This window comes from Streptomyces sp. CA-251247 (genome assembly GCF_050952975.1).
Taxonomy (GTDB): domain Bacteria; phylum Actinomycetota; class Actinomycetes; order Streptomycetales; family Streptomycetaceae; genus Streptomyces; species Streptomyces achmelvichensis.
Genome location: NZ_CP191861.1, coordinates 4,740,319 through 4,756,582, shown reverse-complemented (window position 1 = coordinate 4,756,582; position 16,264 = coordinate 4,740,319). Strand labels below are relative to the sequence as shown.

At 71.8% G+C, this 16,264-nt stretch carries 13 protein-coding genes; 3 read left to right on the top strand and 10 right to left on the bottom strand.

Translation table 11 applies throughout. The features are described 5' to 3' along the window. Positions 1 to 6 precede the first annotated feature (6 nt). The 3 genes from ACQPWZ_RS21045 to ACQPWZ_RS21035 form a co-directional block, all read right to left on the bottom strand. The gene (locus tag ACQPWZ_RS21045) at positions 7 to 4,032 is read right to left on the bottom strand and encodes a Pls/PosA family non-ribosomal peptide synthetase (RefSeq protein WP_433572132.1); all 4,026 of its coding nucleotides are present in this window, start codon (positions 4,030 to 4,032) and stop codon (positions 7 to 9) included. Positions 4,033 to 4,487: 455 nt separating this feature from the next. Beyond that, positions 4,488 to 6,362, bottom strand: a complete 1,875-nt coding sequence (locus ACQPWZ_RS21040) for an AMP-dependent synthetase/ligase (protein ID WP_433572131.1) — start codon at positions 6,360 to 6,362, stop codon at positions 4,488 to 4,490. Positions 6,363 to 6,450: 88 nt separating this feature from the next. Beyond that, complete coding sequence (locus ACQPWZ_RS21035) at positions 6,451 to 7,713, bottom strand: acetyl-CoA C-acetyltransferase (RefSeq protein ID WP_433572130.1); 1,263 nt, start codon at positions 7,711 to 7,713, stop codon at positions 6,451 to 6,453. Positions 7,714 to 7,784: 71 nt separating this feature from the next. Between ACQPWZ_RS21035 and ACQPWZ_RS21030 the strand changes: the two genes are divergently transcribed. Together ACQPWZ_RS21030 and ACQPWZ_RS21025 are read left to right on the top strand one after the other, a co-directional pair. Beyond that, complete coding sequence (locus ACQPWZ_RS21030; RefSeq protein ID WP_433572129.1) at positions 7,785 to 9,131, top strand: 3-oxoacyl-ACP reductase; 1,347 nt, start codon at positions 7,785 to 7,787, stop codon at positions 9,129 to 9,131. Position 9,132: 1 nt separating this feature from the next. Next, a complete protein-coding gene (locus ACQPWZ_RS21025; protein WP_433572128.1) occupies positions 9,133 to 9,990 on the top strand; it encodes a MaoC family dehydratase in 858 nt (285 codons plus the stop codon). Here ACQPWZ_RS21025 and ACQPWZ_RS21020 read toward each other — a convergent pair. The 6 genes from ACQPWZ_RS21020 to ACQPWZ_RS20995 all read right to left on the bottom strand — a co-directional run bounded on the left by ACQPWZ_RS21020 (position 9,959) and on the right by ACQPWZ_RS20995 (position 15,278). Next, the gene (locus ACQPWZ_RS21020; protein ID WP_313944786.1) at positions 9,959 to 10,615 is read right to left on the bottom strand and encodes a TetR/AcrR family transcriptional regulator; all 657 of its coding nucleotides are present in this window, start codon (positions 10,613 to 10,615) and stop codon (positions 9,959 to 9,961) included. The two genes, ACQPWZ_RS21025 and ACQPWZ_RS21020, sit on opposite strands and share 32 nt — an antisense overlap. Positions 10,616 to 10,911: 296 nt before the next feature. Beyond that, entirely contained in the window at positions 10,912 to 12,261 is a 1,350-nt protein-coding gene (locus tag ACQPWZ_RS21015) for a dicarboxylate/amino acid:cation symporter (RefSeq protein WP_327681454.1), read from the bottom strand. Between the two features lie 458 nt (positions 12,262 to 12,719). Then, entirely contained in the window at positions 12,720 to 13,013 is a 294-nt protein-coding gene (locus ACQPWZ_RS21010) for a DUF4229 domain-containing protein (protein ID WP_340474656.1), read from the bottom strand. 63 nt (positions 13,014 to 13,076) lie between these two features. Beyond that, complete coding sequence (locus ACQPWZ_RS21005) at positions 13,077 to 13,601, bottom strand: GNAT family N-acetyltransferase (protein WP_340474655.1); 525 nt, start codon at positions 13,599 to 13,601, stop codon at positions 13,077 to 13,079. Further along, positions 13,601 to 14,764, bottom strand: coding sequence for an aminofutalosine synthase MqnE (mqnE, locus tag ACQPWZ_RS21000; protein WP_340474654.1), 1,164 nt, complete (start codon positions 14,762 to 14,764; stop codon positions 13,601 to 13,603). Before mqnE ends, ACQPWZ_RS21005 begins: the two co-directional genes overlap by 1 nt. 52 nt (positions 14,765 to 14,816) lie before the next feature. After that, positions 14,817 to 15,278 carry an Lrp/AsnC family transcriptional regulator gene (locus ACQPWZ_RS20995; RefSeq protein ID WP_313944791.1) on the bottom strand — a complete coding sequence of 154 codons (462 nt, stop codon included), beginning with the start codon at positions 15,276 to 15,278 and terminating at the stop codon, positions 14,817 to 14,819. Positions 15,279 to 15,404: 126 nt separating this feature from the next. Here ACQPWZ_RS20995 and ACQPWZ_RS20990 point away from each other — a divergent pair, with 126 nt between their 5' ends. Then, on the top strand, positions 15,405 to 15,533 hold the full coding sequence (locus ACQPWZ_RS20990; RefSeq protein WP_340478198.1) for a hypothetical protein: 129 nt from the start codon (positions 15,405 to 15,407) through the stop codon (positions 15,531 to 15,533). A gap of 21 nt (positions 15,534 to 15,554) precedes the next feature. Here ACQPWZ_RS20990 and ACQPWZ_RS20985 read toward each other — a convergent pair whose 3' ends face one another. Beyond that, positions 15,555 to 16,214: a UbiX family flavin prenyltransferase gene (locus ACQPWZ_RS20985; RefSeq protein WP_340477951.1), complete on the bottom strand. Its 660-nt coding sequence runs from the start codon at positions 16,212 to 16,214 to the stop codon at positions 15,555 to 15,557. Between the last annotated feature and the right edge of the window lie 50 nt (positions 16,215 to 16,264).

Genomic DNA, 16,264 nt, shown 5'->3' with positions numbered 1-16,264 from the left:
CCGTGCTCACTTCCGCCATGCCGCGATCGGGTTGCCCAGCCAGCGGGTGTCCGCGGGCACGCTCTCCCCGCGCATCACCAGCGACGCCGGACCGACCGTGGCCCGGTCGCCGATCACCGCGCCGGGCAGCGCGATGCCGTGCGGGCCGAGTGTCGCGCCCGCGCCGAGAACGACATTGTCCATGCGCATGATCCGGTCATGGAAGAGGTGGGTCTGGACGACGCAGCCGCGATTGACGCTCGCGCCGCTGCCGACGCTGACCAGGTCCGCCTCGGGCAGCCAGTACGTGTCGCACCAGGCACCGCGTCCGATGCGGGCGCCGAGCCCGCGCAGCCACAGGTTCATCAGCGGTGTGCCGGCGCTCGCACCGACCAGCCACGGCACGGCCAGCACCTCGACGAAGGTGTCCGCGAGCTCGTTGCGCCACACGAACGACGACCACAGCGGGTGCTCGACGGCCTTGAAACGGCCCACCAGCAGCCACTTCACCGCGATCGCCACCAGGCACGCCACCACACCGGCGGTGAACAGCACCGCTCCGCCGGCGGTCATGGCGACGGCGAATCCGTACCGGGCCGCCAGCAGCTCGAAGACCGCGAGCCCGAGGACGGCGAGCGCCACGCTGCACATCACCGGCACGATCCGGCAGAGCTCGACGCACGCGCGCGCCCACTTCAGCCGGGCGGGCGGGGCGAAGGTACGGCTCTGGTCGCTCTCCTGCGCCGAGCGCGGCAGCTTCATCGGAGGCATACCGAGCCAGGACGAGCCCGCCTTGGCCCGCTTCGGTGTCGACGACAGCACCCCGACGAGACCGCGCTTGGGCACCCGGCGCCCGGCGGCGGTCATCCCGGAGTTGCCGAGGAACGCGCGCTTGCCGACCCGGGCCTCGGCGATCCGCAGCCAGCCGCCGCCGAGTTCGTAGGAGGCCACCAGCGTGTCGTCGGCCAGGAACGCGCCGTCGCCGACCGTGGTCATCGCGGGGAGCGCGAGCACCGTCGACGCCTCGACCCCGCGGCCCACCTTCATGCCCAGTGCCCGCAGCCACACGGGCGTGAACAGGCTCGCGTAGAGGGGGAAGAGATGGACGCGCGCCATGTCCATGAGCCGCTCGGTCGCCCATGCCTGCCAGGCGATCCGGCCGTGCACGGGGTGGTGGCCCTCGCGCAGTCCGACGCCGAGCGTGCGGACGCCGGCGACGATCAGCAGGGCGTAGCCGACCATCGCCACCAGAGTGGCGAGCGGTACGGCGGTCAGCGCGGCGGCCAGGGCGTCACCGAGCCCGTGCGTGCCGTCCACGAAGGCGCCCATCACCAGCAGCGCGGGCAGCGCAGCGAGCGCCGGCAGCAGACTGAGGAACAGCGAGGTCAGGGAGTAGACGGCGGTCCAGCGGCGTCTGCGCCGCGGACGGCCTTCGGGGAGTCGGCGGTTGGCCTTGCCCTTGCGGGTGGCCGGCACGCCGGACCAGCGCTCGTCGGCCGGCACGGTCCCGGTCACTCCGGACCCGGGCGCGATCTCGGAGCGCTTGCCGATCCGCGCGCCGGGGAAGAGCGTGCTGCGGGCGCCGACGGTGGCTCCGGCGCCGATGCGTACGGCTCCGATGTGCAGCCGGTCCCCGTCCAGCCAGTGGCCGGAGAGGTCCACCTCGGGCTCCACGGCGCTGCCGCGGCCGAGCCGGAGCATGCCGGTCACCGGCGGCAGGGAGTGCAGGTCGACGTCCTCGCCGATCCGGACACCGAGCGCGCGGGCGTAATAGGTGAGCCAGGTGCCCGCGAGGTTGGTCGCGCCGCTGAGTTCGGCGAGGCGTTCGGCGGTCCACAGGCGCAGATGGGTTCCGCCGCCGCGTGCGTACGTGCCGGGGCGCACCCCGCGCAGCAGCATCCGTGCGCCGCCGGCGGCGATGACGATCCGGCCGGCCGGGCTGAGGAACAGGAGCCAGCCGAGCGCCACCCACCACCAGGAGACGGTGGGGGCCCAGGGCAGGGCGACGACGTTGTTGACGGCGGCCGCGACGACCGACCAGCGCAGTCCGGTGACGGTCAGCAGCGGCAGCATGAGCAGGATCTGCACGATCCCCGTCTTGCGCGGCACCGGCCGCACCGGGCGGGCCTTCGTGCTGCGCGGGGAGGTCCGCTCCAACGTGAGCGCGAGGGCTCCGAGCGTCGGGTTCTGGTAGATGTCGCCGACGGACCCGGTGGCGTACTGCTCACGGATCCGGGAGACGAGCTGTGCGGCGGCGAGACTGCCGCCTCCGCCGGCGAAGAAGTCGGCGTCGGGGCCGCTCACCGGCACGCCGAGGAGGTCGGTCCACTGTTCGGCGAGCCAGGCCTCGGTCTCGGTGAGATCGACGGCCTCGGCGGTGTCGCCCGTGCCGGTGTTCGGCAGCGGCCAGGGCAGGGCGTTGCGGTCGACCTTGCCGGAGGTGCGGGTCGGCAGATCGTCGACGACGGCGAGGAGCGGGACGAGCGCGGCGGGCAGCTCCTTGCGCAGCCGCGCGAGCGAGTCGTCGAGGTCGAACGCGAACCCGCCGCCGGGCACGGCATCGGCATCGGCATCGTCCGGTGCACCGGTGGGCGCGTCCGTTCCCTGCGCCACGGCTTCGGCGCCCTCGGTCTGCGGCACCTCCGCCATGTCGTCGAGCGCGTCCGCGGGCGTCACGCCGTCCGGCGCCGCCGGTACCACGTAGCCCACCAGCAGCTGGTGGCCCGCACCGGTCGTGCGGACCGCCGCCGCCGCGCCGGCCACGCCCGGCAGCGCCTGAAGCGCCGCGTCGATCTCGCCCAGCTCGATTCGGCGGCCGCCGAGCTTGATCTGCTCGTCGGCGCGGCCCACGAACAGCAGGCCCTCCTCCTCCGCGCGCACCAGGTCACCGCTGCGGTAGGCGCGGTCCCAGCCGAGTGCGGGCAGGGGGGCGTACTTCTCGGCGTCCTTCGCCTCGTCCAGGTAGCGCGCCAGGCCGACGCCGCCGATCACCAGCTCGCCGGTCTCGCCCATCGCCACGATGTCGCCGCGGCCGTCCACGACGGCGAGTTCCCAGCCGTCGAGCGGCAGGCCGATGCGCACCGGGCCCTCGCCGGTCAGCGGGGCCGCGCAGGCGACGACGGTGGCCTCGGTGGGGCCGTAGGTGTTCCACACCTCGCGGCCGGGGACCGCCATGCGTTCCGCCAGCTCGGGCGGGCAGGCCTCACCGCCGAAGATCAGCAGACGTACCTCGTCGAGCGCTTCCGCGGGCCACAGGGCCGCGAGTGTGGGGACCGTCGAGACGACGGTGATGCGCTGTTCGACGAGCCAGGGGCCGAGGTCGAGGCCGGTGCGGACGAGGGAGCGGGGGGCGGGCACCAGGCAGGCGCCGTGCCGCCAGGCCAGCCACATCTCCTCGCAGGAGGCGTCGAAGGCGACGGAGAGGCCGGCGAGGACGCGGTCGCCGGGGCCGAGCGGGGCGCCGGTGAGGAAGAGTCCGGCCTCCGCGTCGACGAACGCCGCGGCGTTGCGGTGCGTGACCGCGACGCCCTTGGGCCTGCCGGTGGAGCCGGAGGTGAAGATGATCCACGCGTCGTCGTCGGGCGCCGGCCTGCGGCCGGTGTCGCCGCCGGGGGTGCTGCTCGGGACGATGGTGCGGCCTTCGCCGATGACGGCGCTCACCGCGGCCTCGGTGAAGACGAGGTCGGCGCGCTCGTCGGGGTCCTCGGCGTCGACGGGGACGTAGGCGGCGCCGGCCGCGAGGACGGCGAGGATGGACACGTACAGGTCGGCGGTGCCGGAGGGGACGCGTATACCCACCCGGTCGCCGGTCCCCGTGCCGGTCTCGGCGAGCTGCCGGCGCAGCGTCTCGACCTCGTCGAGGAGCGCACGGTAGGTGAGGGGTGCGACGCCGTCGTCGACGGCGAGAGCGTCCGGGTGGCGACGGGCGGTCTCGTCGAGGATGTCCACGAGAGTGCGCTCGGGTGCGGCGCCGCCGGCGGTGTAGAGCGCCGGGGAGGGTGCTTCGGCCAGAAGGGTCTCGAGGAGGGCCGGGGTCTCCGGGGCGACGGTCATGCAGTCCGCCGTTCGCCGGCGGACAGATCCCCGGGACCGGGCTCGCCCCGGTCGACACGCCACGGGCTGGTACGCATCTCTCACTCTCCCTCGGTCGTGGAGTGCGCTGCGAATCCCCATTCCGCGCACGGCAAACGAGGAGTTTATCCAGCGTTGACCCGACTCGCCTGTTGTCCGGGGCACAGGGCCGGTAAGTGGCACTGGGCTGCCGGACCCCCGACAGGCGGGCATCGTCGCAGCTCGCCCCCGGGAGTCGGGAACCGCGAAAGACGGCCTACCGGCGCGTAGAGAATGGTCCGACTGTGGCGAAGGGCACGCACGAATCGGCCCTTATCCCCCTCCACAGGGTGCCCGTCGCGTCACCCGGGGTGACTCCGGAGCGCCGGACCCGTGGTCCGCACGACCCGCGCCACGGCACGACCCACGCAACGGCTGTGCGCCGCGGTGTTGCGCCGTCACCGGTACAGGCCCTCGATCTCCGCCGTGAAGTCCCGCGCGATCGCGCTCCGCCGCAGTTTCAGCGACGGCGTCAGATGGCCGCTCTCCTCGGTGAAGTCGGCTTCCAGGACACGGAAGCGGCGGATCGACTCGGCCCTCGACACCAGCCGGTTCGCCTCGTCCACCGCGCGCTGGAGCACCGCCAGCAGGTCCTCGTCCACGGCCAGTTGCGCCGCGGTGAGGTGCGGCTTCTTCTTCATACGGCACCAGTGCGCGATGCCGTCGGGCTCCAGCGTCAACAGGGCGGTGACATAGGGGCGGTTGTCGCCGACCACCATGCACTGGCCGACGAGCGGATGGGCACGCAGCCAGTCCTCCAGCGGCGCCGGGGCGACGTTCTTCCCGGCGGAGGTGATGAGCATGTCCTTCGTGCGCCCGGTGATGGTCAGATAGCCGTCCGCGTCGATCGAGCCGAGGTCGCCCGTGGCGAACCAGCCGTCGCGGGTCACCGGCACGATCGCGCCCCGCTCCCGGTCCCAGTACCCGCTGAACACCTGGCCGCCGCGGAGCAGCACCTCGCCGTCGTCGGCGATCCGTACCGCCGTTCCGGGCAGTGGCCAACCGACCGTGCCCATCCGGGGCTTGAGCGGTGGCGTCACCGTCGCCGCGGCCGTCGTCTCGGTGAGCCCGTACCCCTCGAAGATCTGGACACCGGCTCCGGCATAGAACGCGGCGAGCCGGCGTCCGAGCGGTGAGCCTCCGCAGATCGCGTACCGGACCTTCCCGCCGAGCGCGGCACGGATACGCCGGTAGACCAGGGGGTCGTACAGCGCGCGGGCCGCCCGCAGGGTGCGCGAGGGCCCCGGTCCGGTGCCGTGGTGGGCGGCCTCCACCGCCTCCCCGTAGCGCCGGGCGATCCTCGCCGCCCGGTCGAACGACGAGGCCCGGCCGAGCTTTTCGGCTGTCGCGCGGCCGGTGTTGAAGACCTTCTCCAGGACGTAGGGAATGGCGAGCAGGAACGTGGGCCGGAACCCGGCGAGGTCGGCGAGCAGGTCCTCGGTCCGGATGGAGGGGGCGTGCCCGAGCCGCACGCGCGCCCGCAGACAGGCCACCGCCACCATCCGCCCGAACACGTGCGACAGCGGCAGGAAGAGCAGCGTGGCTGCGGGCTCGCGGCTCAGCGACCGGAAGACCGGGTGCAGCAGCTCGATCGCGTTGTCCACCTCGGCGAAGAAGTTCCCGTGGGTGAGGACACAGCCCTTGGGGCGGCCGGTCGTTCCCGAGGTGTAGAGCAGAGTCGCGACCGACTCCGGCCCCAGGCCGCCCCGGCGCGCGGTGACGACCGTGTCGGGTATCTGCGCGCCCGCCTTCATGAGCGTGTCGACCGCGCCCGTCGTGAACGCCCACAGCCGGGTGAGGTCGGGCAGTTGCTGGCGTTCGTGGCTGATCAGCCGCGCCTGGGCGGTGTCCTCCACGACGCACGCGACGGCTCCCGAGTCCTGGAGGATCCAGCGGGCCTGGAACGCGGACGAGGTCGGGTAGACGGGCACGGTGATCAGCCCGGCGGCCCAGGCCGCGAAGTCGAGCAGCGTCCACTCGTAGGTCGTACGGGACATGATCGCGAGCCGGTCACCGGGCCGCAGCCCCTCCGCGATCAGGCCCTTGGCCACCGCCAGCACCTGGTCGGCGAACTCACCGGCCGTCACGTCGTTCCACTCGCCGCCGGGGCCCTTGCGGCTGAGGACGGCGTCGGTGGGCGCCTCGCGTGCGTTGTCGAAGGGGATGTCGGCGAGCGAACCGTGGCGGACGACGGGCACGAGCGGCGGCAGAAAGACCTCGCGTACGACACCGCCCTGAAGGCTCTTGCTCGGCTCGACCGGTTCGACGGTCACGTGTGACTCCTTGTACGCGTGCGGGTGTGTTCGTGGGGCGCGGGGGGTGCGGGTGGGCCGGGGCAACTGCCCGACGGGACAGCGGCGTTCAGGCGCGTTCGAGGATCGCCGTGACCCCCTGGCCACCCGCCGCGCAGACCGAGACGAGTCCTCGCCCCGGGCCCTCCCGCTCCGCAAGGAGCTTGGCGAGCGTGGCGACGATCCGCGCGCCCGTCGCGGCGAACGGATGCCCGGTCGCGAGCGAGGAGCCGGCGACGTTCAGCCGCGCCCGGTCCACCGGAGCGAGCCCCTGCTTCTCCCAGGCGGCCAGCGTGGCGAGCACCTGTGAGGCGAACGCCTCGTGGATCTCCACCAGATCGAAGTCGCCGAGGGTGAGCCCGGCCCTCTCCAGCATCCGGGGGACGGCGTACGCGGGTGCCATCAGCAGCCCGTCGCGCCCGCCGACGTGGTCGACGGCGGCCGTCTCGTACGCCGTGAGAAAGGCGAGCGGCCGCAGACCCCGCGCCGCCGCCCAGTCCTCGCTCGCCAGCAGCACGGTGGCCGCTCCGTCGGTGAGCGGGGTGGAGTTGGCGGCGGTCATCGTCGCGTCCGGGTGCCCGGTGCCGAACACCGGCTTGAGCGCGGCGAGTTTCTCCACGGTGGAGCCGGGCCGCAGGTTCCCGTCCCGGGCCAGACCCCGGTACGGCACGACAAGCTCGTCCAGCAGCCCGCGGTCGTACGCGGCCGCCAGCCGGCGGTGGCTCTCGACGGTCAGCGCATCCTGCTCGGTGCGGCCGATCCCCCACTCGCGTGCGGTGATGGCGGCGTGCTCCCCCATCGACAGTCCGGTGCGGGGCTCCGCGTTGCGCGGGATGTCGGGCACGAGGTGCCGGGGCCGGATGTGTGCGAGCGCCCGCAGCCGGCCGCCCGCGCTCTTCGCCCGGCGCGCTTCCAGCAGGATCCGGCGCAGTGCGTCGTTGACGCCGAGCGGTGCGTCGCTCGCGGTGTCGGCGCCGCCCGCGATCCCGCTGTCCACCGCGCCGAGCGCGATCTTGTTCGCCACGGCGACGATCGCCTGCAGTCCGGTGCCGCACGCCTGCTGGATGTCGTACGCGGGGGTCCGCGGGTCGAGTGCCGAGCCGAGGACGGTCTCGCGGGCGAGATTGAAGTCACGGCTGTGCTTGAGGACGGCACCGGCGACGAACTCGCCCACCGCGTCCGGCTCCTGGAGGCGGTACCGCTCGACGAGCCCGTCCAGCGCCGCGCCCAGCATCTCCTGGTTGGAGGCGGTGGCGTAGGCGCCGTCGGACCTGGCGAACGGGATACGGCTGCCACCGATCACCGCGACCCGGCGAGGCGCGCGAGCGAACATCTCGACCAGCTCCTGACTTGTCAGTAACCTTACTCCGGAGTAAATCTACGACCGAGCTGGGAGCCAGGACAATGGCCGATCGCTATCTGCACCTCACCCGCACAGCACCCGGCCGGTTTCTGACCCGGCGGCTCGGCCTGCCCCAGCCGCACCCGCTGCGCCGCTGGAGCGCCGACGCGCCGGCCCTGGACGGACCGCTGCTGCGGCTCACGGCCGGGAACTCGGCGCTGCGGGAGCCGCTGTCCGACGCCGGGCTGCCGCTCACCGCGCCGGACGAGGGACCCGCCGGCCGGCAGTCGCCCGCCGCCCTCGTCCTCGACGCGACCGGTGTCACCTCCGCCGCCGGACTCGCCGAGGTGCACAGCGCGCTGCACCCGGCCGTACGGTCGCTCGGCGCCGGCGGCCGGGTGGTCGTCCTCGGCTCACCGCTGTCGGCCGACGATCACCACCAGGCCGCGGCCCAGCAGGCGCTGGAGGGATTCACCCGCTCCCTGGGCAAGGAGCTGGGCCGCGGACGCACCGCCAACCTCGTCCGCCTCACCGCTCCTGCCGCAGCCGCATCGACCCTGCGCTTCCTGCTCTCGCCCAAGTCGGCCTACATCAGCGGGCAGGTCATCGAGATCGCCGGGCGCGCGGTGGACGAGGAGCACGTGGCGGACGGGGAGCGGGCGGCGGGCGACGATCCCGCGCGCCCGCTCGCCGGGCGTACCGCGCTGGTCACCGGCGCGGCACGAGGCATCGGAGCGGCCGTCGCCGAGACCCTCGCCCGCGACGGCGCGGACGTCCTCTGCCTGGACGTGCCCGGGGCCGAGGCCGACCTCCGGGCCACCGCCGACCGCATCGGCGGCACCGCGCTCGCCCTCGACATCACCGCCGCCGACGCGGCCGAACGCATCACCGCCGCCCTCCCCGGCGGCCTCGGCATCCTGGTCCACAACGCGGGCGTCACCCGCGACCGACGCCTCGTCAACATGCCCGCGGACCGGTGGAGTTCGGTGCTGGACGTCAATCTCACCGCCGTACTCGACATCACCGACGCGCTCCTGAAGGCCGGCGTGGTCGGCGACGGCGGCCGGATCGTCGCGACCTCGTCCATCGCCGGTATCGCCGGGAACACCGGCCAGACCAACTACGCGGCGAGCAAGGCCGGGATCATCGGTCTCGTCCGCTCCCTCGCTCCCCGCGTCGCGGACCGCGGCATCACCGTCAACGCCGTCGCGCCCGGCTTCATCGAGACCCGGATGACGGCCGCCGTCCCCCTGCTCGTCCGGGAGGCGGGACGCCGGATGAACTCCCTCGCCCAGGGCGGGCTCCCCGTCGACGTCGCCGAGGCCACGGCCTGGTTCGCCCACCCGGGTTCCGGCGCGGTCAGCGGTCAGGTGCTGCGCGTCTGCGGCCAGAGCCTGCTGGGAGCCTGACGTGCCACTCGCCCTCACGCTGGCCCGCGGGGCCCTCACCTCACCGCTGAAGCGCGGGGTCCACGCGGACGCCGAACTGCCCGCGACCCGGATCGGCGGCCCCGTCCGCATCGATCCCGCGCGCCTCGCCGCGTACGCCCGCATCTGCGGCTTCCCCGGCGGCGGACCTCTGCCGCTCCCCTATCCGCACGTGCTGGGCTTCCCGCTAGCCATGCGTCTGATGGCCGCACGGCGCTTCCCGCTAGCGTTGCTCGGGCTGGTCCACACGCGTATCGAGATCACGGGGCACCAGCCGCTGCACCCCGAGGACACGCCCGTCCTGACCGTCCACGCCGAGGCGCTGACCCCGCACCGGCGGGGTACCGAGGTCACCATCGTCACCCGGGCGCACCGGGACGACGACCTCGTGTGGGAGTCCCGCAGCGGCTACCTGGCCCGGCACCGCACCTCGTACGACACGGACCGCCCCGCGCCCGGAACGCGGCACCGGTCCGCGCCGGACACGGACCGTCCCGACGAGCCCCTGCCCGCCGTCGGCACCTGGCAGCTCCCCGCGGACCTGGGACGCCGCTACGGCGCGGCGTCCGGCGACCGCAACCCCATCCATCTGCATCCGCTGACCGCCAGGGCCTTCGGCTTCCCCCGGGCGATCGCCCACGGGATGTGGACCTTCGCCCGCTGCCTCGCGGAGTCGGCCACCCCGCACCTCACGGCGTCGAGCGCCGAGTTCCGGGCTCCGGTGCTGCTGCCCGCCTCCGTGACCTACGCCGCGCAGCCAGCCGGCTCCGGCACGGCGTTCCAGCTCCGCAGCGGCGACCGGATCCATCTCAGCGGGAGGACCAGCGCTCACCCTTCATGAGCTCGCCGAGGCCCATCCAGGCGAAGTTCATGAGCGTCGCGGCGGCTTCCTTCGCCGACACCGCACCCGTCTGGTTCATCCACCCGGCCAGCGACTCGGCGGCGCCCACCAGCGCCTGCGCGAGGCCGGCCACGTCCCGGTCGGCCAGTTCGGGGTCCTGCCGGGCCGCCCCCGCCTCGCGGGCCGCGGTCGCGATCAGACCGGTCACAAAGGTGACGATCTCGTCGCGCATCGCCGCCACTTCGAGCGCGAACGGTTCCCCGTGCGTCCGCGCCTGCTGGTGCAGTACGGCCCAGCCGTCCGGGTGCTCGGCGGTGTGCGTGAAGAACGCCGCGAGCCCGGCCCACAGCTGCCGGTCCGCCGGCAGCCCCGGCTCCACCGCCGCCTCCACGGCAGCGATCAGCGCGGCGGCCTCACGGCGGATGCACGCCGTGAACAGCTCCTCCTTGGAGTTCAGATACAGGTAGACCAGGGGCTTGGAGACCCCCGCCAGCTCCGCGATCTCGTCCATCGAGGCCGCCCGGTAGCCGCGCTGCCCGAAGGTCTGCACCGCGGCGTCCATCATCTGCCGCTCGCGCACCGCCCTCGGCATGCGCTTGCTCTTCACGCCCTTCACCGCACTCATCTCAGAACATCCCTCCGCCCCCGCACCCCTACTCCGCGGTAAGCCTACGGCCAGCCGCAAGGCGGCACGACGAGCAATGGGTCTGTCGTTCGGATCAGGCCGGATCAGTGAGCGAGGTCTGGTGCGTGCGATCGCAAGGCGGAGGAGGGAGGCATGGCGGAGCCATGCCGACTGACGACAACGCAGCGAGCGTGCGTGCCAGAGCACGCGAGCCCGGCCTGATCCGAACGACAGACCCTAACCCCCCTCCCATACGGAAGGGGGGTCTCACGCTGTTCAAGCCGGCCGTGACCTGCTCAGGCGGCGACGGGCACCGCCGTCTTCTGCTCGGTCGCGCGCGGCTCGGCCTCGTCGATCGGGGACGAGGTGGCCGAGTTGTACGCGTCGTGGTCCAGGATCTTCTCCCGGGCCGCGACGATCACCGGCACGAGCGCCTGACCGGCGACGTTCGTCGCGGTCCGCATCATGTCCAGAATCGGGTCGATCGCCATCAGCAGACCCACGCCCTCCAGCGGGAGGCCCAGCGTGGACAGCGTCAGGGTGAGCATCACGGTCGCGCCGGTGAGGCCCGCCGTGGCCGCCGAACCGACGACCGAGACGAAGGCGATCAGCAGGTAGTCCTGGATGCCCAGCTGCACGTCGAAGATCTGCGCGATGAAGATCGCGGCCAGTGCCGGGTAGATCGCGGCGCAGCCGTCCATCTTCGTCGTCGCGCCGAACGGCACGGCGAAGGACGTGTACTCCTTCGGCACACCGAGCCGCTCGGTGACCTTCTGCGTCACCGGCATCGTGCCGACCGAGGAGCGGGAGACGAACGCCAGCTGAATCGCGGGCCAGGCGCCGCGGAAGAACTGGATCGGGTTGACCTTGGCGACCGTCGCGAGCAGCAGCGGGTAGACACCGAAGAGGACCAGCGCGCAGCCGATGTAGACATCGGCGGTGAAGGTCGCGTACTTGCCGATCAGGTCCCAGCCGTAGTCGGCGATGGCGAAGCCGATGAGGCCCACGGTGCCGATGGGCGCCAGCCGGATGACCCACCACAGGGCCTTCTGCAGCAGCTCCAGCACGGACTCGCTGAGGGTGAGGATCGGCTGGGCCTTCTCACCGAGCTTGAGTGCGGCGACGCCGGCGACGGCGGCCATGAAGACGATCTGCAGGACGTTCAGCTCGGTGAAGGGCGTGATGACGTCGGTGGGGACGATGCCGGTGAGGAAGTCGATCCAGCTGCCCGCGTGCTCGGGCTTCTCGCCGTCCTTCGGGGTCAGGCCGGTACCGGCACCGGGGTTGGTGATCAGGCCGATGGCCAGGCCGATCGCGACGGCGATCAGCGAGGTGATCATGAACCAGAGCAGGGTGCGGGTCGCCAGCCGTGCGGCGTTGTTGACCTTCCGCAGGTTGGTGATCGACACCAGGATGGCGAAGAAGACCAACGGCGCGACGGCGAGCTTCAGCAGCTGGACGAAGATGTCGCCGACCTGCTCCAGCGTCTTGTAGAGCCAGTTGATGTCCTGGCTGCGGGCGAGCCATCCGAGCAGGACACCGAGGACGAGACCGGCGACGATCTGGGCCCAGAACGGGACCTTGGGTATGCGGAAACCGGAGCCCGAGGGCTCTTCCGTCGTGGTGGACGCGGCGTTCGCGGACACGGACACACTCCAGTTGCGGCGTATCGGGTGGATACGGCGGATGCGGGGACACAGGGGATGCGGGTCATACGGAGCAAGGAGAGCGGCGCCCGGTGCGCGATGGCGCGGCGCCGCTGAGATGCCGGGGTCAGACCGAGCGGCAACAGACCGCGGACATACAGCGGCAGAGGTCGACATGCAGGCGCGCCACGAGCGGGGGGCTCGCGGCATCGTGGAGGCGCACTGCTGTCGTCACGTCGAACACGTTAACACTTGAACTTTGAGCTACTCAAAGGTCCCCTTTGAGGACGGGGCATCCCAAGTGGCCGTCGGGGCAACGGAAAACCCCGGCGGAAGCGGCTGCTTCCGTCCGGGGTGTGTGACGCAGACAACGTCCGGGGAGTGTGACGCGGACGGCGTGCGGGGTGTTCGGGGCAGGCGACGCGCGGGGCGTGACGCGGGCCGAAGAGGCGTGCGGGCTACTGCACCGCACCGTCCTCCTGCGACCGGTTGGCCTCCAGGCGCGCCTTCGTGTGGTCGACCTTGGTGACGATCTGCTCGGACATCGCGTCGCGCTGCTTGCGCAGCAGCACGAAGCTGAGCGGCGCGGAGATGAGCAGGGCGAGCAGGACGACCCAGACGAAGTTGGAGTCGCCGAGTCCCTTGGGGAGCGCGCCGATCTGCACAAGACCGCCCACGGCGAGGAAGCAGCCGATGAAGATGGCGAGGCGCAGAGTGGTGTACCGGATCGCGGCGCTCGACTTGGCGGACACGGTGGGCCTTCTCTCTTCGTACGACAGATCGTGCCAAACCAGTGAAGCACGACCCCCGGCGGCTCAGTACAGCGGTAGCAGCATCACGACGTCGTCGCGGTCGTCACCCTCGGCGACCCGGATCGCGCCGGGCACCCGGCCGACTTCCTTGTAGCCGCAGGCCTCGTAGAACCGGTCGGCGCCGGTGCCGCCGCGGCAGGTGAGCCGTATCGCCTCGATGCCGTCCAGACCGCGGGCGGCCTCGGCGGCGGAGGCCATGAGGTCGCGGCCGTATCCCTTGCCCTGGTGCGTGGGGTGGACCATGACCGTGTAGAGCCAGATCCAGTGCCGCATGAGCCGGTGCGTGTTGAGGGTGAGGAAGGCGGCGGCGGCGACCTCACCGTTCGCGTCGTGGCCCACGAGCAGCCGGGTGCGGCCCTCGGTCATCGACGCGAGGTGCTTGACCAGTTCGGGCCGCACGGCATCGGCCGCGACCGGGGGCACGAAGCCGACGGCGCCGCCCGCGTTGGACACATCGGTCCAGAGCGTGACGAGGCCGTCGTGCAGCGTGCGGTCGACGGCGGGATCCAGGGTGAACGCCAGGGCCATCAGAGGCGCATGGGCTGCGGCGACTCACGACGGTCGGCGTCCGGGCCCGGATACTCGCGGATGATCTCGTAGCGGGTGTTGCGCTCGACGGGCCGGAAGCCGGCGTCGCGGATCAGGTCGAGCAGATCGTCGCGGGTCAGCTTGTTCGGCGTGCCGTAGTTGTCCGCGTCGTGCGTGATCTTGTACTCGACGACCGAGCCGTCCATGTCGTCGGCGCCGTGCTGGAGCGCGAGCTGGGCGGTCTGCACACCGTGCATCACCCAGAACACCTTGACGTGCGGGACGTTGTCGAACAGCAGCCGGGAGACCGCGAAGGTCTTGAGCGCCTCGGCGCCGGTCGCCATGGTGGTGCGCGCCTGGAGGCGGTTGCGGACCTTGCCGTCCTGCATGTCGACGAAGTCGTGCTGGTAGCGCAGCGGGATGAAGACCTGGAAACCGCCGGTCTCGTCCTGGAGTTCACGCAGCCGCAGCACGTGGTCGACGCGGTGACGGGGCTCCTCGATGTGCCCGTACAGCATCGTGCTCGGGGTCTTCAGACCCTTCGAGTGCGCGAGGCGGTGGATGCGCGACCAGTCCTCCCAGTGGGTGCGGTGGTCGACGATGTGCTGACGCACTTCCCAGTCGAAGATCTCGGCGCCGCCGCCGGTGAGCGACTCGAGGCCCGCCTCGATCAGCTCGTCGAGGATGTCGGACGCCGACATCCCGGAGATCGTCTCGAAGTGGTGGATCTCGGTGGCGGTGAAGGCCTTCAGCGAGACGTTGGGCAGCGCCTTCTTGAGCTCGCTGAGGGACCGCGGGTAGTAGCGCCACGGCAGGTTGGGGTGGAGGCCGTTGACGATGTGCAGCTCGGTGAGGTTCTCGCCCTCCATCGCCTTGGCGAGACGGACGGCCTCCTCGATGCGCATGGTGTACGCGTCCTTCTCGCCCGGCTTGCGCTGGAACGAGCAGTAGGCGCACGACGCGGTGCACACGTTCGTCATGTTGAGGTGACGGTTGACGTTGAAGTGGACGACGTCGCCGTTCTTGCGCATGCGCACCTCGTGGGCGAGGCCGCCGAGCCAGGCGAGATCGTCCGACTCGTAGAGGGCGATACCGTCCTCACGGGTCAGCCGCTCTCCGGCCCGGACTTTCTCCTCGAGCTCGCGCTTGAGTCCCACGTCCATGTGCGACGGCCTCCCATACGTATGCCAATCGGGCTCCACCAACCCAGCAAGACTACGTCCAGCTCTCCTCGGGCAAGTCGCCGACCCGGTTCTCCCACTTCGTGGACAGCACGATGGTGGTACGGGTGCGCGAGACGCCCCGGGTGCCGGACAGCCTGCGGATCGTCTTCTCCAGCCCGTCCACGTCGCTCGCCCGCACCTTGAGCATGTACGAGTCGTCGCCCGCGATGAACCAGCAGTCCTCGATCTCGGCGAGGTCCTTCAGCCGGCGCGCCACGTCCTCGTGGTCGGCGGCGTCGGAGAGCGAGATGCCGATGAGTGCGGTGACACCGAGACCGAGCGAGGCCGAGTCGACGGTGGCGCGGTAACCGGTGATGACACCCGCCGCTTCGAGGCGGTTGATGCGGTCCGTGACGCTCGGCCCGGAGAGGCCCACAAGCCGTCCGAGCTCGGCGTACGAGGCTCTGCCGTTCTCCCGCAGCGCCTGGATGAGCTGCCTGTCCACCGCGTCCATATGCCTGGAGCCTTCCATTGTTCAGCGATCCAGCGAGTTTACGTATAGAATCTAAGGCATGCAGGGGGAATGACCCTGCGAATCTTTCAAAAAATCAGCGACGATCCTTCAGGAGTGTGTCTCACCGTGTACACGATCGAGATGGCCCACGCCCACATGCGACAGCTTCAGGAGCTGGCCAACCGCTCGCGTGCCCACCACCCCGCGGCCGCCCGCCGCACCGACAAGGCGCGCAAGGCCGGGAAGAAGGCCTGAGGGGGAGTCTTCGGACACCCCCTAATCCGTACGAGAGCCACCGAGCTCTCCTTCCCAGCGGCGGTAGAGCCGGTGCGGCACCCCGGCCGCGTCCAGCACCCGCCCGGCGACGAAGTCCACCAGGTCCTGGATGTGCGTCGCCCCCGCGTAGAACGCAGGAGAGGCGGGCAGCACCACGGCGCCCGCCTCGTCCAGCGTCACCAGATGCCGGAGCGTCTGCCCGTTGAGCGGGGTCTCGCGGACCGCGACCACCAGGGGCCGGCGCTCCTTGAGCGTCACGCTCGCCGCACGCTGGAGCAGGTCCTTCGACAGTCCGAGCGCCACCCCGGCCACCGACGCCGTCGAGGCCGGCACGATCAGCATCCCCTTCACGGGGTACGACCCCGAGGACGGCCCGGCGGCCAGATCACCGGCGGCCCAGTGCCGGACGTCGTCCACGTCCACCGTGAAGGTGCCCGGCTTGCCGTCGGCACCGCGCGCCAGCCACTCCCGCAGATCGTCGCGCCAGTGCGCGTCGCGGAAGGCGATCCCGGTCTCGTCGAGCAGCGTCAGCCGCGACGCCCGGCTGACCACCAGGTCCACACTCTCGCCCGCGGCGAGCAGGCCCCGCAGTACGGCAGCGGCGTACGGCGTCCCGGACGCACCGGACACTCCGACGATCCAGGGCCGGCGGCCGTTCACTTCTCCTTGCTCCACACAGTGAGCCTATCCGGCGGCGCGGACCCGGAACC

Bases quoted from the DNA above. Each gene is read 5' to 3' on its own strand.
- ACQPWZ_RS21045 (WP_433572132.1), bottom strand. From the start codon at position 4,032: ATGACCGTCGCCCCGGAGACCCCGGCCCTCCTCGAGACCCTTCTGGCC.
- ACQPWZ_RS21035 (WP_433572130.1), bottom strand. From the start codon at position 7,713: ATGTTCGCTCGCGCGCCTCGCCGGGTCGCGGTGATCGGTGGCAGCCGT.
- ACQPWZ_RS21030 (WP_433572129.1), top strand. From the start codon at position 7,785: ATGGCCGATCGCTATCTGCACCTCACCCGCACAGCACCCGGCCGGTTT.
- ACQPWZ_RS21020 (WP_313944786.1), bottom strand. From the start codon at position 10,615: ATGAGTGCGGTGAAGGGCGTGAAGAGCAAGCGCATGCCGAGGGCGGTG.
- ACQPWZ_RS21005 (WP_340474655.1), bottom strand. From the start codon at position 13,601: ATGGCCCTGGCGTTCACCCTGGATCCCGCCGTCGACCGCACGCTGCAC.
- mqnE (WP_340474654.1), bottom strand. From the start codon at position 14,764: ATGGACGTGGGACTCAAGCGCGAGCTCGAGGAGAAAGTCCGGGCCGGA.
- ACQPWZ_RS20995 (WP_313944791.1), bottom strand. From the start codon at position 15,278: ATGGACGCGGTGGACAGGCAGCTCATCCAGGCGCTGCGGGAGAACGGC.